The following is a 22,798-nucleotide window of genomic DNA, read 5'->3' as shown; positions in this document are numbered from 1 at the left end:
AATCGAGGCTTTTTCTTCTGATTCTCACCCCACCCTTCTCATCCAAGTTCCAGATCATAGTATGACCTATTAATTACTCTGGTTTATGGAACTGGAATAAATTAGTTTACTTTCAGGTAAATTACTCCTGAGTAAATATTCAGTTTTTCCATGAAAGAGTTTGTGACGGGTATCTGGAATGATATGCTGGTTTCTGCCTTCCTGCAGATACACAGGCAGCTTCTACAGACTTATGTAATAGAAATAAAAATATGAAGCTTCTGAATCAGTCCTTCAGGTCTTCAGCACTAACATGTTCACTGTACATCCAGAACTGGTTGAGGGTACCATGGTGCCCGTATCTTATGGCCTCCCTTACAAAGTCCCCTGCCTTTTTAAGGGCATCAATCAGTTCAAGGCCCATCTCAAGGTATGCAGCGGTTGCAGCTGAAAATGAGCACCCGCTTCCATGGGTGTTCCTGCTCTCTACCAGTTCACCCTCAAGGACGGATACGTCACCATCAATGCAGAGCACATTATTACCACCCAGGTGGCCCCCGGTTATTATCACATCACAGATTTCACCCAGAACCCCAGCGGCCCTCACTGCGTCATCCAGGGTCCTTATGGAGACCCCTGAAAGCCTTTCTGCCTCTGCAACATTTGGTGTTGCTATGAGTGCTTCAGGGAGCAGATGATCTCTGAGCGCGTCAGAAAAACCACCTTCAGATAGGCTGCCTCCGGATGCCGCCACCATCACAGGGTCCACAACAACCTGCAGGTCGTACTCTTTGATCTTCTCTGCAACGGTCAGCACTATCTCCTCACTGTAGAGCATACCTGTCTTGGCGTGCAGTATATTCAGGTCCTCCATCACAAGGTCGATCTGCTCGGCAACAAATTCAGGGGGCATGGCCATTACACCCGAAACCCTCCTCACGTTCTGGGCAGTGAGTGCAGTTATAACCCCTGCACCGTAAACTCCAAGGGCAGAGAATGTCTTGATATCGGCTAGGATCCCTGCCCCGCCTGATGGATCAAAACCAGCGATTGAAAGCGCCATCATGGTCTCACCTAGAATGATCTTGAAACCTCAAGCCTGTCGGAACCCCTTGAGGGCCTCACGGTGAAACTGAGCTTTCTGAGGTACTCCCTTGCATGGGTCCCCTCTCCATGGAGTATTATCTCTCCGAGGTCCTCTGCTGTGTTAACGTCAAGTGAAAGGTAGAATGAGTCATACACTGAGACGCTGAGACCCCTACTCTCAGCTTCACTCACATGCTCAAAGAAGCTGCAGTCACCGAACCTCAGCCTCATGGACCCTGGCCTGAATATCAGGGTGTTGGTCCCACCACCCTTGGCAGGGGCTATCACAACATCAAAGTGGGATGCCCTGTGTAGGAGTTCAGTGATATCGGTTTTCCCTATGAGGGGTATGTCTGAGGGTGTTATCATGACCCTCTCAAATTCGGGTATGCAGAACTCAGCAGCCTGTTCCAGGGCACCGTTGAGGTCCTTTCTACCCCTCTCCTCAAGTATATCGACTCCAAGGCTGTAGGCGTATTCAAGGACATCTGCATCCGCACTGATCACCAGCACACGGTCAACGTGTCTCCTGAGGGCCTCTGAAACATCCATCAGCATGGCCCTGAGCAGCCCCTCCCGTTCTGACGGTGAAAGTGTGGGGGATAGCCGTGTCTTTGCATGTGCAAACCTTGAAACCGGTATTATGGCGCAGGTCTTCATTGTCTTGCTCCAATCTGGTTCTTCAGGGCATCAAGTACTGAGAACAGTTTAAAGGGACTTCCTGTCTGGTTGAGGATCGGGCTGGCGATGTTCAGCTCTGAGAGCTGTTCCTCTGTGAGCCCGTACTCATCCATGAGCTCTGACCTCACCGCTGTGATATTCTCCCTGAGCTGGTAGAACCTCATATCCCTCTTTTTAACCATGGCGTAAACCTCTCCACGGTATATGTTGAGTTCATCGCCCCTTGCAAGCACCCAGAGCTTGAGCTGTGTGTTGAACGCCTCAGCCGGATCTGAAGGGTTCGATGATGAGAGGACATCCACCATGAGCGCCGGGGCTTTACCGGCGGGTTCCAGTTTAACCCCCTGCAGGGTCCTCTCCTCGGGTTCCACCGAGTATGCGGGAACATCCTCTGCAGAGCCGGGACTCACATGGGTTTCTGTGGCAATTACAAGGTCACCCGAGGTATTTGAGGCCAGCAGGGTGCCGCTGTCAACCCGTACAGGTTTATTTCCTGTGTTCCTTATTTCCACAGTATTCGGAACGTCACCGGCGCTCCCCTTCTGTATCACCTCTGCACTACCATCGCTGACGGCCGATGCAAGGTCTGGGCCTCCCAGTGTGATGTAGCCTATCCCTCCGCTCAGAAATGCGAAGATGAATATCAGGCTGATGACAAGAAGGATTCTTGCGTTCATCCAATCTCCCATCTAGTAGGTTCTGGCAAGGTATGCCCTGTAGGGGGCGTCTCTACCACAGTTCATGCATTTACCGCTTCCACCCTCCTGTATCCCAAGGATATCCACCCGGACCTTTTCCTCAACATCCATGCCGCACTCCTCATCACCGCACCACATGAAGGATATTATGCCCCTCTTCTCCTCTATTATGTTCCTGGCCTCCTCTATGGTCCCTGCCTCACGGATCTCTGATTCCATCCTCTCCCAGGCCCTGCTCCTAAGGTTTTCGAGGATGTCATCCATGAGATCCCTGAGGGTGTCCTGGATACCTTCAAGGTCTGCTGTTATCTTCTCACCGGTGTCCCGCCTGGAGATGACGGCGGAATTATTTTCAAGGTCCCTTGGCCCTATCTCAACCCTCAGGGGGACGCCCCGCATCTCCCATTCATAGTATTTCCTCCCTGCCCGGAGGTCACGGTCATCAAGGTGCACCCTGAAACCTGCATCCTCAAGCATATCCCTGAGATCCCTGCAGGCCTCCATGACCTCATCTGCGGCCTTTTTGAAGATAACAGGCACGATAACCACCTGGTGGGCTGCAACCTCGGGGGGTAGACATAGACCTGATTCATCCCCGTGGACCGCTATAACCGAGGCTATGACCCTGTCTGATAAACCGTAACAGGTCTGGTGGACGTACTCATGCTCACCCTCAGGGTTTTCAAATTTTATCTCGAAGGTCCTTGCGAAGGTCTGCCCGAGGTTGTGGACGGTTCCTATCTGGAGGGTTTTGCCGTCGGGCATGAGGGTGTCGAAGGCCATTGTGTAGTCTGAGCCAGGGAATTTGTCCCAGGGGGGCCTCTTTGTTATGAGGTAGGGGATTCCCAGGGAGTCGAAGAATTCTCTGTAGATCTCTATGGCCCTTTCAACCTGTTCCTCTGCCTCCTCTGCGGTTGCATGTATTGTGTGGGCCTCCTTGAAGGTTGTTATCTCACGTACCCTTATTAGAGGCCTTGTATGTTTTGTCTCATACCTGAAGGTGTTAACTATCTGGTAGAACCTCATGGGTAGATCCGTGTGTGACCTGACCCAGAGTGCGAACATTGGGTACATGATGGTTTCACTTGTGGGCCTGAGGGCCAGTTTTCTCTGGAGTTTGCTGAGGCCCCCATGTGTAACCCAGTAAACCTCGTCCTCGAAGCCCTTTACGTGTATGGCCTCCTTTGCCAGTTCATCCTCAGGTACAAGAAGCGGGAAGAGAACCTCCTCATGGTCCCTGTCAAGTATCCTCTTCAGGATATTGAGGGTGTTTTTCCTTATCCTGAATCCATGGGGCATCCATACATGCATACCCTTGACCGGATACCTCTGATCTATAATCTCAGCTTCCTCTAAAATATTGTGGAACCATTCACTGAACTCTGTCATTTTTTCACCATGATAACAGTTAGGGTCTTTTCTGATAAATTTCTGCAAAAGTATATTTTCCTCTGGAGATAAACACCAATCAAAAATTATTTTATTACTCCTACTTAAATAATATACTCCATCAGAGGGTTAACATGGATCCAAGGAAAATTCAGCTACCAAGGGAGATACACACAGGGCCCGGTGTTATAGAGGATACCGGGAGGATATGCAGGGACCTCAGATTCGAGGGAAGGGTTATGGTGGTGACAGGCCCCAGAACCCTTAAAATTGCCGGTGAAACGGCTATTGAGAGTCTGCAGAATGCTGGATTTGAGGTTGACCAGGTCACGGTTGGGGATGCCACCATGGCCTCGGTGGCCCAGGTCCAGGATGGCCTCAACGGCACCTCCCTTGTGCTCGGTGTGGGTGGGGGTAAGGTCATCGATGTTGCGAAGATGGCCGCCACGCTTGAGGGCGTGCACTTCATAAGTGTGCCCACCGCGGCATCCCATGATGGGATAGCGTCCCCCAGGGCATCCATAAGGAACGGCGAGGGCACAGCATCCCTTGAGGCCTCCTCACCCATCGGTGTGATAGCAGATACCGAGGTCATAAGGAAGGCCCCCTTCAGGCTCCTTGCATCTGGCTGTGCAGATATAATATCCAATTACACGGCCATAATGGACTGGAAACTTGCCCACAGGCTTCTTAATGAGAGGTACAGTGAATCAGCAGCTGCACTTTCACTCATGACAGCCAAGATGATTATAAACTCTGCCGACGCCATAAAGGAGGGTCTTGAGGAGAGTGCAAGGCTGGCTGTGAAGTCACTCATAAGCAGCGGTATAGCCATAAGCATAGCAGGGAGCAGCAGGCCTGCCAGTGGCTCGGAGCACAAGTTCAGCCACGCCCTTGACATGGTGGCACCTGAACCCGCACTCCACGGCGAACAGTGCGGGGTGGGGACCATAATGATGATGCACCTCCACGGCGGCGACTGGAGATTCATAAGGGACGCCCTGGCAAGGATAAACGCCCCAACAACAGCAGCCGAACTCGGCATCGACCCTGAATACATCATAGAGGCACTTACAGTGGCCCACACCATCAGAAAGGAAAGGTACACCATCCTTGGAGACAGGGGTTTAACCCGCGAGGCCGCTGAAAGGCTTGCAAAGATAACGGAAGTGATATGATTGATAACTCTTATCGGTGAAAAACTTGCAAGGAAGGGGTCAAGGTTCCTCTTCTGTGGACCTGCAGAGGAATGTGAGGATTGCAGGTTCAGGTCAACATGTATAGGACCCCTTGAGGAGGGGAGGCTCTACAGGATAACCGATGTTAAGGACAGGTACCAGAAGTGCCCGGTTCACCTTGGGGAGAAGGTGAAGGTAATTGAGGTTGAAAAATCCAACGTTGAGGCACTCATAGACGCAAAGGGAGCATTTGAGGGATCAGTGATCTCATTCGAGTTCCCTGAATGTGACCTGGAGTGCAGCATGCATGATCTCTGTTTCCCTGAGGGTATCCTGGAGGGTGACAGGTGCAGGATTGTAAAAAATCTTGGAAAACCTGGAAAACAGTGCCCCGGGGGTCATGAACTGAGAAGGGTTCTTTTGAAACCCCTGAATAAAAAAATGAATGGAAGTTCACAATGAATCTCAAGAGGATGGCCGCCCTCAGGGCGGTTGAGGAAATAAGGGATGGAGATATCGTTGGCCTCGGCACCGGTTCAACAACCCACCACTTCATAGTGGAACTTGGAAGGCGCGTGAGGGAGGAGGAACTGGAGGTTATGGGTGTACCCACATCCTACCAGTCCATGTTCCTTGCAGCAGAGTCAGGTATAGGGGTTACAAGTCTTGCAGAACACGACGTTGATGTGGCTGTTGACGGTGCAGATGAGGTGGACCCTCAACTCAACCTTATAAAGGGTGGTGGGGCTGCCCACACACTTGAGAAGATAGTTGACTCCTCTGCAGGGCGATTCATAGTTATAGTTGATGAATCAAAACTTGTTGATAAGCTGGGGGCATTTCCCCTCCCCGTTGAGGTCATCCCTGCAGCCTGCAGACCTGTTATGATGAGACTTGAGTCCATGGGGGCCACTGTATCCCTCCGGTCATGTGAGGGGAAGGACGGCCCCGTTGTAACAGATAACGGCAACTTTGTCCTTGACGCGTCATTCGGTGCCATTGATGACCCGGCAGGCCTTGAGGTGGATCTCAACAGCATACCAGGTGTGGTGGAGAATGGTATCTTCGCAGGCCTTGCAGATATGGTTATCGTGGGGACTGCGGGTGGTGTTGAGGTCCTCAGGCCTAGAGGGTGATCGTTACAATATGCGCGAGGGGTATTATGACGGTGGTGGTTGTTTTACCACCCCTTAATTTTAGTTCAAGGCTTAGATAATCGGTTTCAACCCTCTTGACCTCACCGTAGTACGTCTTCCCGGTTATGAGTGTGATGCTGAGGTAGTCACCGATTGCTGATTTCAGCGTATCCCTGAGGTCTGATCCGCACTTCATAATCTAGGGTTTCATCTAATTCTTTAATGTATTTTTTGATATGCTTGCTGTGAATCCCTGGTTTTATCTAATTTGTATTTTTTTGATAGGATCATAGATCTGGTTCTTATGAACTCCTCAGGGACTTCAGTATCCGGGCCGCGCCAAATAGAAGTGTGAGTATAAGGACTATGACGGCCCCTGATGAGATATTGAACCAGTAGGAAACCCATAGGCCCAGCATAGCTGCAAATATACCTGTGATTGAGGCCTTAACCATGATGTCCCCCATATCGGTACTGAAGTCCCTTGCAACAGCCGCTGGAACCGTGAGCAGTGCCATCACAAGTATTATGCCCGCTGCCTTTATGAGCACAACGACACTTATGGCCACCAGTGAAAGCAGGTAAAGGTAAAAGGTGTCAGCGGGTACACCAAGAACCTCTGCGTACTCCTCATCGAAGCAGAGGGCCACAAATTCCCTGTTGAAAAGGAGGGCACTTGCTATTATGATGAGGTCAAGGAGGAGCATGGTCCAGAGGTCGGTGCTGCTTACCATGAGGATGTTACCGAAGAGGTAGCTGAAGAGATCTGGGGCATAACCAGGGCTGAGGTTCACGAATAGTATACCCAGGGCCATACCGGCTGACCAGAGCATGCCTATCGCGGTATCCTCACTTATATCTGTTTTTCTCGTGATTTTACCCATAAGGAGAGCGGCTGCAACGGTGAAGGGGATGGCCGCTGTCACCGGATTCACACCGAGTAGGTACCCCAGCCCCACACCACCGAATGCTGCGTGTGATATACCCCCGCTTATTGAGACTATCCTCTTGGTCACAACGTAGCTTCCAACTATACCGCAGGCTATGCTGACGAGTACCGCTGCAACCACCGCGTTCCTCATGAACTGGTACTGGAGGATTTCAAGCACTGCAATCACCCCTCCCTGTGTTCATGGAGCACCCTGTGGGGTATCCCATGTGCGATGAGTTCCACTGGACAGCCGTATGCATCCTCAAGGCAGCTGACGGCCTCCTCCACTGTCCCATGGACGAATAGCCGGTGGTTAAGGCACGCCACACTGTCCACGTGCTGGGCGACAGTCCCGATATCGTGGGATACCAGGATCACCGTCATCCTCTCCCTGAGGTCATCTATGAGGTTGTAGAATGAGGTCCTGAAGGCCGGGTCAACGCTTGCAGTTGGCTCATCAAGGAGGAGAAGATCAGGATCCCTTACAATGGCCCTTGCAAGGAAAACCCTCTGTAGCTCTCCCCCTGAGAGCTCACCAATTTTTCTATCCTTGTAATCCAGCATCCCCACCATTTCCAGGGATCTGAGGGCCCTTTTTCTATCATCATCTGTATATGCCTCAAATCTCCTGTATGTGCCCATGAGGACTGTCTGGAGGACGTTTATGGGGAAATCTGTTTTGAAGTGACTCCTCTGGGGGAGGTATCCGATCCTTTCCCGGGCATCCTCAGGATTTTTCCCCAGAACCTTCACAGTCCCTGAGGATGGCCTTATCTGTCCGGTTATGAGTTTCAGTAGTGTTGTTTTACCCCCACCGTTGGGTCCGATCACTGCAAGGATTTCACCTTCAGGTACCTCAAGGTTGATGTCCTCAAGTATGGGCCTGCCATTCACCTGGTAATTGACATCTCTCATCTCAACCGCCAGCATTTCCATCACTCCTTAAGAGCCCTAAGTACCTCCTCGATGTTTCTGGTGTAGTTTCCCCCCAGCGGGTCCACGACGGCAACCCTCGCCCCTATCTCTTCTGCAATGAGTTCTGCATTCCTCCTGCTGAACTGTGGTGATACAATTACAACCCTTATGTTCTCCCTTCTGGCCTCCTGAATTATCAGTGATAATGTTGCCGGGCCCGGTTCCTTTCCCTCCCTTTCAATTGCAACCTGTTTTAACCCGTATTCCCTGCAGAAGTATCCCCAGGCAGGGTGGTAGACCAGTATGCTCTCACCGGTTCTGTTTTTAAGCTCCATTCTGATCCTCATGTCCAGTTCATGCAGCCTTTCAAGGTAGGTGGCAGCGTTTTCCCTGTAGTATCTGCTGTGCTGTGGGTCAATCTCCTGGAGCCCCCTCAGTGTGTTGTTCACCATCAACATTGCGTTTCTGGGTGATGTCCACACATGGGGGTCGTATGGGCTCTCGGCTGATTCATGTGGATCTTCAATGGCTGATGGAATGAACTCTATCCCCTCTGAAGTGTTTATTATCCTCATGCTGGGGTTAAGTGTCCTTATTTTATCAAGGTAGTGGTTTTCGAATTCAAGGCCGGATCCAACAATGAAGTATGCCCTGGCCTCTGACACCCTCCTGAGTGTCTCTGGTTCAGGTTCATAGGTGTGGGGGTCGGCGCCCTCTGGCACCAGGACAACCACCTCTGCCCGGTTCCCTGTAACTGCCTCCACGAACTCCTTCTGTGGCATTACTGTAACCGCAACAATCAGTTTTTTCTGATCCGGTTCCTCTGATGCCTCTGATGTGAAGACGTACATTCCAGACACCGAGAGTATGGTTATGAGTGCAAGCGCACCTATCTTCCATCTTTCCATCCAACCACCCATTCAATCTATGTCCCTGAAAACATATAAAAATTGTTAATATCTGGAGCATAATTTAATAAAATTTAACATAAACTATATAAATTCTTATTAAAATAGAGTGATCCATGGTTGTGGTCAGTGTTTCACTCAGTGAAAAGCTCCTTGCGGAGATAGATGCACTTAGGGATGAGATGGGATTCTCAGGGAGATCCGATGTTGTAAGGGCTGCTGCAAGGCTTCTGATAGATGAGAAAAGAAACATGCAGGAATTGAGGGGAGATATAAACGCAGTTCTCTTTCTCATACACAAAAGAAATGACGAGGACATGGTCACAGAGATAAAACATGACTATGAGGATATAATCAGCACCCAGATACACAGTCACCTCAAGGATGGGAAGTGCCTTGAACTCTTCATAATTGAGGGAGAGTCCTCAAGGGTGAGGGAACTTACAGAGAGGTTCATGGCCTGCGGGAGAATGGCTCACATAAAGCTCTTCACGTTCTGATTTCAGGGGTAACCTAAAAAGAGAATAAAATCTGTGGGATCCGTGGCTGAAATCGGCCTCAGGAAGAATAATGTTAGGATAAGGTTTGGTCAGGGTCTGTATTCGTGGCTGAATCCGGCGTCATAGAGCTTGGAGGCTCTGAAATCCCCTGGATCGAGAACCCTTCCCACGATTATCATGGCTGTCTTTTTTATACCGGCCTCACGCACCTTCCTGGATATATCTGCCAGCGTGCCCCTCACAATCTCCTCATCAGGCCATGAGGCCCTTTTAACCACGGCAACGGGGGTGTCAGGTGGGTAGTGATTCATCAGCCTCTCTGCAACGTCCCCTATCATGTGGACACCCAGGAATATGCACATGGTTGAACCGTGTCTTGCAAGCTCTTCGAGGCTCTCTGAAGGCGGCACAGGTGTTCTCCCGGCAGGACGTGTTATTATGACGGTCTGAGAAATCTCAGGGAGTGTAAGCTCGGCCCCCAGGGCGGCTGCGGCTGCAAAAACGGAACTGACGCCAGGTATAACACTGTATGGAATTCCTTTCTCATCAAGAACCCTCATCTGCTCTCTGATGGCCCCATAAATAGAGGGGTCTCCTGTGTGAACCCTCGCCACGGTTTTACCGGCCCTGCAGGCATTCACCATGATTTCTGTTATCTCCTCGAGGTCCATATGGGCGCTGTTGTGGACCTCTGCACCTGGCGCGTATTCCAGGATCTTTTTGTTTACAAGTGAACCGGCGTATATCACAACGTCTGACCTTTTAAGAACCCGTATGGCCTTCAGTGTTATGAGTTCAGGGTCCCCTGGACCTGCACCTATGAATACAACCTTACCTGTAATTTTTTCCTTAACTTCAGGGTTTTCTGTACCTTTCAGATTATCATCTCCTCTGCATTATTCAGGGTTTACGTCGGGAGCATGGATGACCCTGTGGATCCTATCATGGCCGCGGGTTTATCATTTCTATGGCCCCGTGGGGACATTCCCTGGCGCACCTCTCACAGGCACCGCAGGAGAAGGGATCCACCTCTGCAGTCCCACCCTTCCTTATGGTATTCATTGATAACCTGACAAGTGGGCAGACATCCATGCAGAGGAAGCCACACTCCTCTCCCAGGCATTCCCGGGGGTCGACGCGGGCATGAACCCCGGGCACACCGGCAGCCCTCTTGAAGGCCTCCCTTGTGAGGTAACCTGCAACGTGGAGGTGGGTATCCCCCAGTGCAGGGTCAGCTTCCATGGATGCCAGGCAGGGGTAGTTGTGGAATCCTTCACCTGCAGTCACATCCACCTCAGGGAGGGGAACACCCCTTATCCTCTCTGCAACGTAGAAGGTGGAACCACAGGGGGCGCTTCTTTTAACCCGGACTGCAAGGACGCTCTCCTTCACATCCATCTCCACCTCAGGCTTCCCGAATCCTGATGCAAATGAGTCAATGAATGGGTTTTCTGTAGTATCAAGTGAACAGAAGGGTGATGGGAAGACGGCTGATTCAACCATCCCTGAAATTTCAGATTTAAGACCTTCAGGGAGCTGACCTGGCGCATGGGATTCCACTATGATGGCCTTCGATCCCGATTCAACTGCTATTTCAGCCGCGACGAGGTTAAGGTCACCGAAGAGTCCCGCAGCAACTGTGAGATCTGCATCAGGGATTTCTGGGGGAAGAAGTGATGATGGATCATCCAGAAATTCACCAGAATAATCATCATAATCAAATACAGCCACCATGTCCGGTGCCAGCCCATGGGAGGCGACGGTATTTACCACCCTGGCGCCGTATTCTCCACCGGCCACCATTATGATCCTCATGGAAGCACACCTATCTGTAGAAGAGTATGTATGCAACCACCATGAGGATCAGGGCAAGTACAACCCCTGTGATGGCCATGTTTCTGTCGCTGCCAAAGATTATGGGCACGGGCCCTATCATTACAACTCCCGCAGCCTTAACCTCCCCCTTATCCCTTGTCTGGGAGGCGCTGAGGGCTCCTCCAATGAATGTTAAGAGTATGCCTGTGATTATAAGGATTACTCCGGCGGTTATGAGAATCTCTCCCCTCATGATATCCTCCACTGAATTGTTGTACTCCTATTATCTGGTGTATCTGGTCTTAAAGCTATTGTACTCCTCATTTTATTTAAGTGGCATGTCATGTGTCAGTGGCTGCTAAACCCATGTCTCTGAATGAGATTAGCTGATGATTTTACTCTGGTTCCGCGTATTCAATGGACACGCATTCCCAGGGCTGGACCTCAGTATTTATTGTTGCATAGAGTTCCCTATCAGTGTGCCTGAAGAGGTCCTCACAGCTGAAACTGAGGTCGGGCGATACCTTAACCGGGTAGATCCTTCCCCTGTTACTCTTTACGATTATCTCTCCATCTCTGCTTATACCTATCACAAGCTGTTTTATTTCATTTGCCATATTAAATCCTCCAGCTCCTATACTAATCTGAAAGACCACCTACATAAATCTGGATGACATGGATCCTCTGATGCAGAACGGACCCCTAAATTTTTGTCAGCATAAAATCTCATAGCAGACGGTATTCGACCCTATGGCCCATCTTTCTTCTTTCAATGAGTTCCATGTCAACCATCTCATCAAGGAGGCCGTCATCGGCCACAATCTCATCTTCGGGGGTCCATGAGGGTTCTTCTGCAAGCCTATCATAGACCTCAAGAAGGGACTGTATCCTCTCAAGGACATCTTGATTAACATCTAGGCCCTCTATTTCCCCCTTTATCCTGCGGGCGGTCTCTCTGAGTGTGTCTTCATCTGTGCTGGGAATGATGCACAGGACTCTGACCTCATTTCTCAGGAAGTACTGGCCTCTGTGAACGCTGAATGTGTCCCTCTGGATTATAAGGCCACCGGCATCCTCAACAAATTCCTCAACTTCATGGAAGTTATGGGGTCCCCCGGTGAAGACCACTAGAGAATACATGTAAAGGTTTATGTGCATCAAACTATATCTATACACCAGTTAGTAATATTTATATATAAAAATTTATTAATTACTCTCATGGATTCACATGGAGTTCTGGCAGCTGACGCCGTAACATCAACCTTTTTCATGGTTTTGCTTTTATTCACCATGGTTGCCATTGCTGGTTCAAGGATTGATGGTGTTAACCATGAGGATGGACTTCTTGAACTCCGCATACTCATGGATGATGTGGCATGTGCCGTTGACCTTGCAGTTGCAGGGGGTCCGGGTCGTGAGGTTGTTGTTGAGCTCCCACCACGTCTCAACCACACAGCAGCTTACAGGCTGAGGATCAACTCAACAGGGGTCTATGGATGGGTGGATGGTTACAGGGGATTCTCAAATATGTCCAATGTTCTTATAGTGGACTCGAAGGGTACCCCTGCATCAATTAACCTTGAGGCAAGCAGGAAATATTCAATAAGGAACACCTGCAGGAATAACAGGACCCTTATCATGGTCTCGGAGGTGAGGCTCTGAGTTTAGATGTATCTACGAGGAGTCCCTGGGGGGTTCATCTGTGACAAATTTGAGGGCAGGTCATATCTATGGCTGCACTGAAGGGCAGGTACCCATTGAGTACCTGCTACTTACAGGTGCCGGGCTCCTCATTGCCACACTCATCTCTGTTCAGGCTGGAATGCAGCTTGAACTCCTGGCAGCCCATTCCGCTGCAAAAACCGGGGCCCTGGAGGGGGTTACTACTGACACCCTTGCAGTCTACCCTGCTGTTACCTTTGAGGAGTACCAGAATCAGAAGCCAGCCCTCCTCAGACCGTCTGATGTCAGGGTTCTAAGGGTTGAGATGATTGACGAGGGCTACAACAGCACATACGGACGGAGGAAGTTCCGTCTGAGGGCATGGCTCTCTGGCCCACCTATGGAGCCTTCCCTTAGGGAGTCCCTCTCTGACAGGGTGAACTTCTGCATGAGGAGATCCATCTCACGGACCTTCAGGACAGAGAACCTTACAGGTACCTACCACAACCCTGCCCTTTCAGATCACTACGTTTTCACAACATCTGAGGCGGTGTGGGTTCCTCCTTAGATTACACCGCAGCCAGATGTAAACTGATATAAAGGGTTAACAACATAATTAAACTGTAATACTCATCGCCGGGGACACTTTCTGATACCGGTTACCGAGTCACTGGGGTGTATTGATGGCCAAAACAAAGAAGGAAAAACTGGATGATGTGCTCTCTGCTTTTATGCAGGTCGGTCAGATAAGGGCTGCGGGTATTGTTTCAAAGGAAGGGCTGCTTATAAACGCACGGACACCTCCAGATGTTGATGCCAGGATATTCTCAGCCCTCTGTTCAACCATAATGGGTGCTGCAGAGGCGGCATCAGGGCAGATGAACACTGGCGGCGTTTCTGAGATAACCGTGAGGACCGAGAAGGGTATAATCATTCTCAAACCTGCAGGTGAGAAGGCCATATTCACGGCCCTGGCAGAACCGGAGGCACAGCTTGGTCTGCTGCTCTTTGAAATGGATTCAAGGGCAGCACAGGTCGATGAAATTCTAAGGGAGATGTGAACATGAAGAGGACTTACATCCCGAAACTCGACGACCTCCTGGGCGGTGGAGTGAGGGAGGGGGCTTCTGTGATGTTCTCGGCATCCCCCGGAGTTGACTATGAGGCATTCGGTTACCAGATGCTCAACGGGCGCCTTGATGAAGGTGAGAAGGGGTTTATATTCACCAACGTTGAGGAACCTGAGAGCATAATATATGAATTCAGGTCCTATGGCTGGGACATCGAGCCCCATATTGAGAACGGGGACATGTTCTTTGTTGATGGAAGTTCACCCTTCCTTGGAATGCCATCAGAGGAACGTTACACTGTCAGTGATTACTCAGAGATAAAGGAAACAGTTCTGAGTGCAATAGAGGATATTCCCGGTGGTGTGGGAGTAATAAACTGTCTCTCTGTAATAATAGATTATCTGGGGAACGGTGACACCCTTGAAATTGTAGAGACATGGAACAGGAGGGCCTCTGAACTGGATGTCAACCTTGTCTACCTCTTCACTGAATGGGACTATGAAAGGGAGCTTATGGATAAACTGAGATCACTCATGGACTGTGTCATTGACCTGAGGACCATTGAGGAGAGGGTCATAATAGGGCAGGGGTTCATGGTTGCCCATTCTGACTGGTCCAAGCCCCCTGAAACCATGGTCCTCTTCTTTGTTGTACAGCCAGGCGGCGTTAAGGTCTATGTGCCCAAGATACTGGTTACGGGCCCCTACAATTCAGGGAAATCCACATTCGTAAAGTCAATATCCACAAAGGCAGTTTCTGTTGACAGAAAGGCCCTCTCAGCATTCCCAACAACCATTGCAATGGACATAGGGCACCTCGAGTATAAGGGTTTCATGGCGGATATCTTCGGTACACCAGGACAGGAGAGATTCGACCTCATACTGGATGTCCTCTCAAGGGAGGCTGTAGGGGCATTTATACTTGTGGACTCAACCGCACCTGAAACCTTCGCCAGGGCCAAGGAGATGATAAGAAAGACAAGGGCAGAGGCGATACCTAAGGTTGTGGTTGCCAATAAACAGGATCTTCCAGGCGCACTCTCACCTGATGAGATAAGAACAAGGATGAAGCTTGGAGGTGATGTCCCCATAATACCTGTTTCACTCAAAGAGGGATGGGGAGTGAAGGAAGCACTTGAAACCCTCCTTGGACTTCTCTATGGTGGTTAAATGATTGTTAAAATTCCCTCAGGAATAAGGGGCCTTGATGAACTCATCGGTGGGGGGCGATCCCTGAAAATACTGTTACACTTGTCTATGGGCCCCCAAAGGTTGGTAAATCCATATTCAGTTATGGTTTCACTGCGGGGGGTGCTGAGAGGGGTGAACCCTGTCTCTATATATCCACAGACTATGGTCTGGCGGACCTCAAGAGGAACATGCAGGTTCTTGGTATGGATGCTGAGAGCTACATGGAGAATGAACTTCTATATGTGATAGATGCGATATCAAGCATCTCAGGGCCGGCATCTGATGCTGGCAACACCTACCTTTCATCATCTGTGCATAACCCCACAGATATAATGGTGAAGCTGGGGGTTGCCATAAGGAACATAACTGCAGGCTACAGCATGTTCAGGTCTGTCCTGGACTCCCTTACGACGCTAATGGCATTCAATGATGAGATGCTGATAGTCCGAGTCCTAACAGCATACATAATGAGGATCAAGGACGCCGGTGGAACCGCCATTGTCACCTACACCGAGGGATCTGCAGATCCAAAGGTTGAGACCATGCTCAAGGCGGTTGTGGATAACATAATACACCTCGATGGATCCGAACTCACAGTTGAGGCCATGATAGGAGTGGGAAGGGCCAGCGCCCCCTACACCATAGACGATAAGGGCCTTAAGGTCAACCCATGAGGGATATCATGAGTGAGAACTACACCACAGGTATAGCTGGACTTGATGATATCCTGGGTGAACTGGAGCCTGGTTCAGTTATGCTGGTCACGGGTCCCCCCAAGGCAGGTAAATCTGTACTTGCAACGGAGTTCATCTACAGGGGACTGCAGGCCGGAACCCCGTGCCTTTTCATAGCGGCGGAATATGGTTACAGGGATCTGCAGAGGAATACTATGGCCTTTAACTGGTTCATCCAGACCTTCAGTGATAAACTTCATGTAATTGATCTTCCAACCGGACTTGGGGGTGGTAAACCCCAGGATTCAGGGAACATAAGGTATTCAGCACTTCAGAACACCACAGACCTCATGGTCAAGGTCGGTATAGCCACAAGGAGCCTCTACCAGGAGTCAGGTATATTCCTTTCAGCCTTTGACTCCGCATCAATTCTACTGGCATTCAACCCCCAAGGCTTGTGCTGAGGGTGCTCAAGGCCTACAATAACCGTGTGAGGGAGGCCAATGGAATAGCACTGGTGGCGTATACAGAGGGGGTTGCGGATCCGGAAATAGAGAAGGGGATTCCTGAACTTTTCGATGTGCATATCCGCATGGATGGCTCAATGATATCTTCCAGCACCCCCTCAGGGACCAGGGAGGCGCCCTACAGGATAGGCGAACAGGGTCTTCTGGTGGGCTGATCTGGATCCTGAGGCCCTCCTTTACCTTGCGGAAGCTATTGCATGTGTTCATTAAACTGATGATCTTGATCAGAAGGTCTCTTTACTGATAGATATTTAAATTACGATTCCCATATATTTATCATAATGTCAGGGGCTGTGACGATGATATTAACCATTCTGAGCATATTTGATTTTCTCAAGGGAGATGAGGGTGGCGAATCACTGGAGAAGTACCTGCGTAAACTTGAGGAACTCCTTGAGGAGGAATTTGACACCCTCATAAGGATAGCCAGCTTTTATGCCGATGAAGGGGATAGCCGGGAGGCACTTGATTACCTTGAAAGGGCCTACAAGGTGGCCTCTGACATGAATGACGAGGAGCTCATGGCATTTGCCCTCGACTCCATGGGTGACGTCTACCTCAGTGATAGAAAAATCAAAACTGCAATGGAGTACTTTAAGGAGGCGCTCCGGATTTATAACTCTGTTAACTCACCCCTCAGAAAGGATCTCAGGGAAAAGATCAAGGAAGTCGAAAAGATCAGGGAGGCCATAGATATAGCAAGCCTCAACCGCCTCCAGGAGGAGGCCGAACCAGAAATGGCAGAGGTGGATCTTGGTGCCATTGAGCCATTCCTGGACAGGCTCGTGGAAAGGATTGAATCACTTACAATGTACCAGTCACAGTCCTACGAGGACTCCATATCCCAGATAAGGGAGGCCTACCAGATTGCAAGGGATATTGGCGATACAGCCACAGAGGCGTCATTGCTTCTGCTTCTGGGGGCTTATTCACTTAAAAATGAGGACTTCAGCGAGTCAAGGAAGTACATTAAGAAGGCCGAGGATCTTTTCAAAAAGACAAACAATGACATGGGACTTGCCGTTGCAATGGTCCTCATGGGGGTCCTCGAATTCATAGAAAACAACCCTGAGGGTGTTGCATCAGCTTTCAGGGGGGCTGTTGAAATCTTCCAGAAACTGGATGAGAGGGAGATGGAGTCCGTGACCCTTGAGCTCCTCAACAAACTCTACAGTTTCTGAGGCCAGAAAAGCAGATAATCTTCTCTGAGGTACTTCTCAACAAGCCCTAAAGCCCCTGAAGGATGACTTTGTACCTGAACACTTGAGGTTCTAAAGTTTCTCATTATAAAAATTCTTAGAAGGGGTCCAGAGGGAGTATGAATGCAAGTAGAACCCCAAGGGCCCCGAAGAATACCCCAATTGACCACACTATCATCACAACCCTCTTCTCGGTCATGGGTCTTCTAAGTATCCACCTTATGAGGGAGTTGAATCCCTCAGGGGGTGCTATGAGTTTACCGTCCTCTGAAATTTCTGTGGGCCTGTGCCTGTGCCTCTCAACGACACCTGCACTGTAGAACTTCAGGAGGCCATCTATGATGTTGGGGAGGAGGACGATGAGTGCTATTATCTTGATCCTACCTATAAATGCAACAGAGGCTATGCAGGCCCCTATTATGAGGGTTCCCACGTCCCCGGGGAATACCCTTGATGGGTACCTGTTGTAGATGAGGAACGCCAGGAGTGCCCCCAGCATTGCCATGGTTATTATGGAGACATTGTATTTGCCCATTATGATACATGAGGCGGTAAGGGCCGTCATTGCAATTGATCCAAGGCCAGATTCGATACCATTCAGGCCAGCAAGCATGTTTGTGAGGTTTGATGCTATTGAAACTGCAACTGGCATCATGATCATGTAGAGTATTCCGACGTTTGGGGGGGCCACCCATATTATGGGGAGACCTGCAAGGAATAGAAGGAAGAGTTTTTCACGTGAGGAGAGCCTCACAAGGTCATCAACCATCCCCACTATACCCACGAGTAGTATCACAAGGAGCGTCACCATGAGTTCATAGTGGAGACGCGGGAAGAAGTACATCCCCAGAAACATTCCTATCGTGAACCCAAAGAGTATCCCGATACCACCCATCTCTGCGACGATGGGCTTTGAGATTTTATGTATGTCGTTTCCAACGACGTTGGCATCCTTAAGCTTACTTATAAGCCTTGGCATAACGGTATATGTTGATGTAAATGAGATGATACAGCAGATTATTGATACGATAAGTACAGATGAATATTCAGGTGTAAAGTTCAGAACCATAAAATCACCGGATTTATCCTATAGTATTAACCGCCCACATTTATAAATTTTCAGATAATCAGCCATTCTTGAGTATATAGTATACTGTTCTGAGGGGTATCCCAAGCTCCTCAGAAATCTTTCTGGCTGGAACGCCCTTTCTGGCCATTTCACGGACCCTGAGGCGCGTGTTCTTATCATACTTTCTTTTCTTACCCCTCTTCAGTTTCATATCGCCCTTGAGGTAGTAGACAGTCTTCAGGGGTATATTCGTGATACCCGAAATTTGTTTTGGGGTTTTACCCTCCCTTAAAAGGTTCTGCACCATCTTAACGTCCTTTTCTGTGTACTTCCGGGGTCTCCCGATTCTCTTAACGGGTTCAACCTCCACTCCAAGTTCCTCAAGGGCCTCAAGGTACCTCTTTGATGTACGGTGATAGAGGCTTATGGGGCATGTGATCTTCTTGAGGTCAGGGTTCTTCTCAAGGATCTCAATTATCCGCCTTGAAGTAAGAGGCTGATTCAAATGGATCTTTTCTGCCATAAAACCACTCAATCACCTTTTATAAGGTTGAGAAACATTTTAGCCCTGTCGGTAGATGGCTTACCCAGGTTTTCAATGCTCCTCTCCTCCTCGGCCACGTCCTCCACACTCACATGGAAGAGTTCAGCGCATGTTTCAGCATCAATACCTGCCTCCATGTGCATCACAGCGGCACCAAATGCAAGGGGGTCAGGTTTCATGTGTAGACCCTTCATTTTCTCCTCAATTTCAAATTTTCTCATGAGAACATCCCCCAGGTTCTCAATGTAGACCATTCCACAGTTCCAGTACCCTCTGAGGAGTTCCAGGGCGTCTTCACTGAACTCATCGAAGGTCCTCACCTGTGTCCTGTCAAGTACGGGTCTGAGGTTGGGGAATGGGCCAGAATACTTGGAGCGGCGGTCCAGGGATGTTCCAAGGTAGTAAAAGGCAACGTCCCAGAGAATGAGGTTCACGGGAACATCCCTGAAGATCTCCCTCTTGAGTTCCTCCATTGTCTCAAGGTCCTCCTTTAGCAGGGGGTTCAGGTTACCGTTCTCATCACCAAGACCTGCTTCATGGATTAGCCTGTGCATCCTCTGCAATCGTACCTCACTGAGTTCATCCTCGGAAATCCTGAGATCAGGTGAATATGTTCTGGCATCAAAGACTATCTCCCGGTACCTCTCCACGGCATCGTAATTCCTGAGGTTCTCCCTGTAGACGGCATCCCGTATCTCATCTATTATCTTCTGGGATAGGCCGGCATATGCAAGTGCAAGGGCTGTCCTTGTGTACCTGTCATTCACTATGCTGGATTTTTTCCTGTGGAACTGTATCAGCTCCACCCTCACATTTGGCCCATACCTCTGCCTCAGCATCCTCTCGTAGTCATCGTCCTCACTGTCAAGGGTTATGCGCCTTCTGATCCACCTACCATCCTCAAGGACCCTTATAACCAGGGTGGCCGATCTTACAGCCCCCTTCTTTTCATTTTTAAGTAGCCTCATTATCTTCTTGAGGGCCTTTCTGGCCCAGAGGCTCAGCTCGGACATCTTCACCATGTAATCCCCTGAGAGGGGGAGGTGCGGTATTATCTCCGGCCTGCAGAGTGCCCGTTCATTGAACCTGACCTTCAGGCTATCTGATCCACAGGGGCATTCAACACTCCCCTCCGGGTCATGGAGCTCCACCTCCCCCAGCCGCAGGCTCCTTGAACATTCATGGCATTTGAGGAAAACGTACTCCTCAATGTTACCGAGGGCTATCCTGTGGGATGAGATTGCAGAGTTAACCCTGTCAAGGAGGTTCTTCTTTACAGATGCCTTCATGCGGAAGTACTGGGCGTGCCTCTTTATGTCATGGATGTCCTCAGCGATTTCAGGGGACTGGTGGGTGCTGTACCCGGATATTGACCTGAAGGGGTACTTGAAGCCCCTCAGCTCCATGGCCTCCTTCAGATCCTGAAGCTCCTCAAGGTTTCCCCGGAGGTAGATGTAAAGATTAAGGAGTGCTTCCGGCGACTTAAGATCGTCGTCAGAGATCCTTCTATCCTTTATACTCTCCAGAAACCTTTCTGACCTTGCAATTAGACCTGATTCGTTCATACTATTCTCCAGCCAGGCACAGCATACCGAATTATCAGAAGGTTGTATCACATCTACATTATCCGTTCACCGATACCCGCATCACCGGGGTCCAGTATGTTCAGTGATTCCCCGGTTGCAAGGACCATACCCTCGGATTTAACACCAAAGAGTTTGGCGGGTTTAAGGTTGGCAAGGACGGTAACCTTCCTTTCAAGGAGATCCTCGGGGCTGTACTTCTCTGCAAGGCCTGCAACCACCTGCATTTCCCTTTCACCCACGTCTATCATGAGTTTGAGGAGTTTATCTGACCCCTCTATTCTCTCAGCTGATCTTATAACACCCACCCTGAGGTCCAGGGCTGCAAAGTCATCGATTGTCACGGTTTCAGACACACTATCCTCCTCCTTGATGAGTTTTGATTTCTCCTCTTCAATTACCTCATCGGGTATCTTTGAGAAGAGGGGCCTGGCCCTCTCTATGACCCGGCCGGGTTCAAGTTCATGGAAGCCCCACGGTTCATCCTCCATGTTCATGATGGAGAGCACCCTTTCTGCTGAGGACGGCATGAAGGGCATTAGGAGTTTCCCGAGGTTGGCCGCAAGGAGGTTGCATAGGTAGAGGCATGTTGAGGCCCTCTCAGGTGACTCCTTAATGGCCCTCCATGGTTCCTGATCGTTGAAGTACTTGTTACCCTTCTTTGCAAGTTTAATCACTGACATCATGGCGTCCCTGAACTGGAAGTTCTCCAGGAGCTCACCCACAGTATCTGGGGCTTTTTTTATGGAGTTGAGGAACTCCTCGTCCTCTGCTGTGAGTTCTGATGGTTCAGGCACCCTGCCATCAAAGAACCTCCCTGTGAAGGAGAAGGTCCGGTGGAGGAAGTTTCCAAGGACATCCGCCAGTTCATCGTTGACCCTCCTCTGGAAGTCATCCCATGAGAAATCGGTGTCCCTGGTCAGGGGGGCGTTGACTGTGAGGTAGTACCTAAGAAGGTCCTTATGGAATCTTTCAAGGAAATCTGATGTCCAGACAACCCAGTTCTTACTGGTGGACATCTTTCTCCCCTCAAGTGAGAGGTACTCCCCGGCTATTATGTTCTCAGGGGTTCTGCACCCGTAGGCCATGAGGAGGGCTGGCCAGAATATGGCGTGGTGGTATATTATGTCCTTTCCTATGAAGTGAACTGCACCTGCATCCCAGTAGTCCCTCCAGGGCTTTCCGGTTTTTCTGCTCCAGGCTGCAGCAGATGATATGTATCCAAGGAAGGCCTCACCCCAGACATAGATTATCTTACCATCATTTCCCTCAAGGGGTACAGGGACCCCCCAGTCCATGTCCCTTGTGAGTATCCAGTCCCTGAGGCCCTCCTTGAGCCACTGCAGGGCGTAGTTCTTAACATTTGAGGGCATGTCTGATCCCTCAATCCATTCCCTGATCTCATCCTGGAACTGGCTGAGGCGGAAGAAGTAGTGCCTTGAATCCCTCACCACGGGCTCTGACCCGCACACCATGCACAGGGGATCCTCAAGCTGGAGGGGTTCAAGGTGCCTTCCACAGCTCTCGCAGTGGTCTCCACGGGCACCCTCACCTCCACAGTGGGGACAGGTCCCCTCAACGTATCTATCCGGGAGGAAGCGCTGACAGCTGTTGCAGTAGAGCTGTTTTATGTCCTTCTCGTATATGTAACCATTCTCATAGAGTTTCAGAAAGAAGTTCTGGGCTATCTCGTAGTGCAGATCATCGGTGGTCCTTGTGAAACTGTCAAAGGATATGTCGCATTCCTCAAGGTCACGTTTTATCATCTCATTGTACCGTGTGGCAACTTCAATGGGTTCCAGGCCCTCACTCTCTGCCTTGACGGCTATGGGTGTTCCGTGTTCATCTGTGGCGCACACAAACAGGACGTCGTCACCCCGCAGCCTCCTGTACCTTGCATATATATCCGCGGGTATGTAGGTTGACCTCAGATGACCGAGATGCGTTGGCCCATTGGCATAGGGAAGTGCGCAGGTGATAAATACTTTGCTCAACTCAACTCCTCCTTGAATCATGAAACGGATTAGAATAAGATGAGTAATATCATTAAGATACAGTTTAGAT

Annotated in this window: 29 protein-coding genes; 12 read left to right on the top strand and 17 right to left on the bottom strand. The window is 49.9% G+C overall.

The window, feature by feature from the left end:
• Positions 1–265 precede the first annotated feature (265 nt).
• The 4 genes from thiD to proS are packed head-to-tail and all read right to left on the bottom strand — an operon-like array spanning position 266 to position 3,833.
• Positions 266–1,045 carry a bifunctional hydroxymethylpyrimidine kinase/phosphomethylpyrimidine kinase gene (gene thiD, locus AB9H23_RS03610; protein ID WP_370005641.1) on the bottom strand — a complete coding sequence of 260 codons (780 nt, stop codon included), beginning with the start codon at positions 1,043–1,045 and terminating at the stop codon, positions 266–268.
• A gap of 8 nt (positions 1,046–1,053) precedes the next feature.
• Positions 1,054–1,725, bottom strand: coding sequence for a 2-phospho-L-lactate guanylyltransferase (gene cofC, locus AB9H23_RS03605; protein ID WP_370005639.1), 672 nt, complete (start codon positions 1,723–1,725; stop codon positions 1,054–1,056).
• Positions 1,722–2,423: a hypothetical protein gene (locus AB9H23_RS03600; protein WP_370005637.1), complete on the bottom strand. Its 702-nt coding sequence runs from the start codon at positions 2,421–2,423 to the stop codon at positions 1,722–1,724. The genes cofC and AB9H23_RS03600 overlap by 4 nt, the downstream gene beginning before the upstream one ends.
• Positions 2,424–2,435: 12 nt before the next feature.
• A complete protein-coding gene (gene proS, locus AB9H23_RS03595; RefSeq protein WP_370005634.1) occupies positions 2,436–3,833 on the bottom strand; it encodes a proline--tRNA ligase in 1,398 nt (465 codons plus the stop codon).
• Positions 3,834–3,967: 134 nt separating this feature from the next.
• On the opposite strand from proS, the gene AB9H23_RS03590 reads away from it, so the two are divergent.
• The 3 genes from AB9H23_RS03590 to rpiA are packed head-to-tail and all read left to right on the top strand — an operon-like array spanning position 3,968 to position 6,147.
• Positions 3,968–5,011, top strand: a complete 1,044-nt coding sequence (locus AB9H23_RS03590; RefSeq protein WP_370005633.1) for an NAD(P)-dependent glycerol-1-phosphate dehydrogenase — start codon at positions 3,968–3,970, stop codon at positions 5,009–5,011.
• The gene (locus tag AB9H23_RS03585; RefSeq protein ID WP_370005631.1) at positions 5,012–5,473 is read left to right on the top strand and encodes a UPF0179 family protein; all 462 of its coding nucleotides are present in this window, start codon (positions 5,012–5,014) and stop codon (positions 5,471–5,473) included.
• The gene (rpiA, locus tag AB9H23_RS03580) at positions 5,470–6,147 is read left to right on the top strand and encodes a ribose-5-phosphate isomerase RpiA (RefSeq protein ID WP_370005630.1); all 678 of its coding nucleotides are present in this window, start codon (positions 5,470–5,472) and stop codon (positions 6,145–6,147) included. Before AB9H23_RS03585 ends, rpiA begins: the two co-directional genes overlap by 4 nt.
• Here the strand turns inward: rpiA and AB9H23_RS03575 are convergent.
• The 4 genes from AB9H23_RS03575 to AB9H23_RS03560 all read right to left on the bottom strand — a co-directional run bounded on the left by AB9H23_RS03575 (position 6,137) and on the right by AB9H23_RS03560 (position 8,901).
• Entirely contained in the window at positions 6,137–6,343 is a 207-nt protein-coding gene (locus AB9H23_RS03575; RefSeq protein WP_013295805.1) for a hypothetical protein, read from the bottom strand. The genes rpiA and AB9H23_RS03575 overlap by 11 nt on opposite strands.
• A 106-nt stretch (positions 6,344–6,449) precedes the next feature.
• Positions 6,450–7,256: a metal ABC transporter permease gene (locus AB9H23_RS03570; protein WP_370005628.1), complete on the bottom strand. Its 807-nt coding sequence runs from the start codon at positions 7,254–7,256 to the stop codon at positions 6,450–6,452.
• A 5-nt stretch (positions 7,257–7,261) separates the two neighbouring features.
• Entirely contained in the window at positions 7,262–8,008 is a 747-nt protein-coding gene (locus AB9H23_RS03565; RefSeq protein WP_370005626.1) for a metal ABC transporter ATP-binding protein, read from the bottom strand.
• Positions 8,009–8,013: 5 nt separating this feature from the next.
• A complete protein-coding gene (locus tag AB9H23_RS03560) occupies positions 8,014–8,901 on the bottom strand; it encodes a metal ABC transporter solute-binding protein, Zn/Mn family (protein ID WP_370005624.1) in 888 nt (295 codons plus the stop codon).
• A gap of 116 nt (positions 8,902–9,017) precedes the next feature.
• On the opposite strand from AB9H23_RS03560, the gene AB9H23_RS03555 reads away from it, so the two are divergent.
• The gene (locus tag AB9H23_RS03555; RefSeq protein WP_370005623.1) at positions 9,018–9,401 is read left to right on the top strand and encodes a CopG family ribbon-helix-helix protein; all 384 of its coding nucleotides are present in this window, start codon (positions 9,018–9,020) and stop codon (positions 9,399–9,401) included.
• Between the two features lie 89 nt (positions 9,402–9,490).
• Here the strand turns inward: AB9H23_RS03555 and cobM are convergent, their stop codons facing one another.
• From cobM to AB9H23_RS03530, 5 genes are all read right to left on the bottom strand, one after another.
• Positions 9,491–10,243 (bottom strand): precorrin-4 C(11)-methyltransferase, encoded by a 753-nt coding sequence (gene cobM / locus AB9H23_RS03550; RefSeq protein ID WP_370005932.1) that lies wholly within the window; start codon positions 10,241–10,243, stop codon positions 9,491–9,493.
• Between the two features lie 100 nt (positions 10,244–10,343).
• Positions 10,344–11,216: a DUF166 family protein gene (locus AB9H23_RS03545; protein WP_370005621.1), complete on the bottom strand. Its 873-nt coding sequence runs from the start codon at positions 11,214–11,216 to the stop codon at positions 10,344–10,346.
• A 10-nt stretch (positions 11,217–11,226) separates the two neighbouring features.
• Positions 11,227–11,469, bottom strand: a complete 243-nt coding sequence (locus AB9H23_RS03540) for a TIGR00304 family protein (RefSeq protein WP_013295798.1) — start codon at positions 11,467–11,469, stop codon at positions 11,227–11,229.
• A 142-nt stretch (positions 11,470–11,611) separates the two neighbouring features.
• Positions 11,612–11,833, bottom strand: a complete 222-nt coding sequence (locus AB9H23_RS03535; protein WP_370005619.1) for a hypothetical protein — start codon at positions 11,831–11,833, stop codon at positions 11,612–11,614.
• Positions 11,834–11,942: 109 nt separating this feature from the next.
• The gene (locus tag AB9H23_RS03530) at positions 11,943–12,374 is read right to left on the bottom strand and encodes a methyl-coenzyme M reductase family protein (protein ID WP_370005617.1); all 432 of its coding nucleotides are present in this window, start codon (positions 12,372–12,374) and stop codon (positions 11,943–11,945) included.
• A gap of 60 nt (positions 12,375–12,434) precedes the next feature.
• Between AB9H23_RS03530 and AB9H23_RS03525 the strand changes: the two genes are divergently transcribed.
• The 8 genes from AB9H23_RS03525 to AB9H23_RS03490 all read left to right on the top strand — a co-directional run bounded on the left by AB9H23_RS03525 (position 12,435) and on the right by AB9H23_RS03490 (position 17,520).
• The gene (locus AB9H23_RS03525) at positions 12,435–12,878 is read left to right on the top strand and encodes a hypothetical protein (RefSeq protein ID WP_370005615.1); all 444 of its coding nucleotides are present in this window, start codon (positions 12,435–12,437) and stop codon (positions 12,876–12,878) included.
• 40 nt (positions 12,879–12,918) lie between these two features.
• Positions 12,919–13,446 (top strand): hypothetical protein, encoded by a 528-nt coding sequence (locus tag AB9H23_RS03520; protein ID WP_321212007.1) that lies wholly within the window; start codon positions 12,919–12,921, stop codon positions 13,444–13,446.
• 115 nt (positions 13,447–13,561) lie between these two features.
• Positions 13,562–13,939, top strand: a complete 378-nt coding sequence (locus tag AB9H23_RS03515) for a roadblock/LC7 domain-containing protein (protein ID WP_013295793.1) — start codon at positions 13,562–13,564, stop codon at positions 13,937–13,939.
• Between the two features lie 2 nt (positions 13,940–13,941).
• Positions 13,942–15,117 carry an ATPase domain-containing protein gene (locus AB9H23_RS03510; protein WP_370005612.1) on the top strand — a complete coding sequence of 392 codons (1,176 nt, stop codon included), beginning with the start codon at positions 13,942–13,944 and terminating at the stop codon, positions 15,115–15,117.
• 59 nt (positions 15,118–15,176) lie between these two features.
• A complete protein-coding gene (locus tag AB9H23_RS03505; RefSeq protein WP_370005930.1) occupies positions 15,177–15,812 on the top strand; it encodes an RAD55 family ATPase in 636 nt (211 codons plus the stop codon).
• Positions 15,809–16,276 (top strand): RAD55 family ATPase, encoded by a 468-nt coding sequence (locus tag AB9H23_RS03500; RefSeq protein WP_370005610.1) that lies wholly within the window; start codon positions 15,809–15,811, stop codon positions 16,274–16,276. The genes AB9H23_RS03505 and AB9H23_RS03500 overlap by 4 nt, the downstream gene beginning before the upstream one ends.
• Before the next feature lie 2 nt (positions 16,277–16,278).
• Positions 16,279–16,494, top strand: a complete 216-nt coding sequence (locus tag AB9H23_RS03495; RefSeq protein WP_370005607.1) for a hypothetical protein — start codon at positions 16,279–16,281, stop codon at positions 16,492–16,494.
• 144 nt (positions 16,495–16,638) lie between these two features.
• A complete protein-coding gene (locus AB9H23_RS03490) occupies positions 16,639–17,520 on the top strand; it encodes a tetratricopeptide repeat protein (protein WP_370005605.1) in 882 nt (293 codons plus the stop codon).
• A 115-nt stretch (positions 17,521–17,635) separates the two neighbouring features.
• Here the strand turns inward: AB9H23_RS03490 and AB9H23_RS03485 are convergent, their stop codons facing one another.
• The 4 genes from AB9H23_RS03485 to metG are packed head-to-tail and all read right to left on the bottom strand — an operon-like array spanning position 17,636 to position 22,728.
• Complete coding sequence (locus tag AB9H23_RS03485) at positions 17,636–18,607, bottom strand: glycosyltransferase 4 family protein (protein ID WP_013295788.1); 972 nt, start codon at positions 18,605–18,607, stop codon at positions 17,636–17,638.
• Between the two features lie 58 nt (positions 18,608–18,665).
• Entirely contained in the window at positions 18,666–19,130 is a 465-nt protein-coding gene (locus tag AB9H23_RS03480) for a resolvase (protein ID WP_370005603.1), read from the bottom strand.
• A gap of 8 nt (positions 19,131–19,138) precedes the next feature.
• Entirely contained in the window at positions 19,139–20,716 is a 1,578-nt protein-coding gene (locus AB9H23_RS03475; protein WP_370005601.1) for a DUF530 domain-containing protein, read from the bottom strand.
• A gap of 53 nt (positions 20,717–20,769) precedes the next feature.
• The gene (metG, locus tag AB9H23_RS03470) at positions 20,770–22,728 is read right to left on the bottom strand and encodes a methionine--tRNA ligase (protein ID WP_370005599.1); all 1,959 of its coding nucleotides are present in this window, start codon (positions 22,726–22,728) and stop codon (positions 20,770–20,772) included.
• Between the last annotated feature and the right edge of the window lie 70 nt (positions 22,729–22,798).

It is taken from the genome of Methanothermobacter sp. KEPCO 2, from assembly GCF_041228365.1.
GTDB lineage: Archaea > Methanobacteriota > Methanobacteria > Methanobacteriales > Methanothermobacteraceae > Methanothermobacter > Methanothermobacter marburgensis.
Note: the sequence above shows the minus strand (reverse complement) of the source record. Positions and strands in the feature narration are given on the sequence as shown.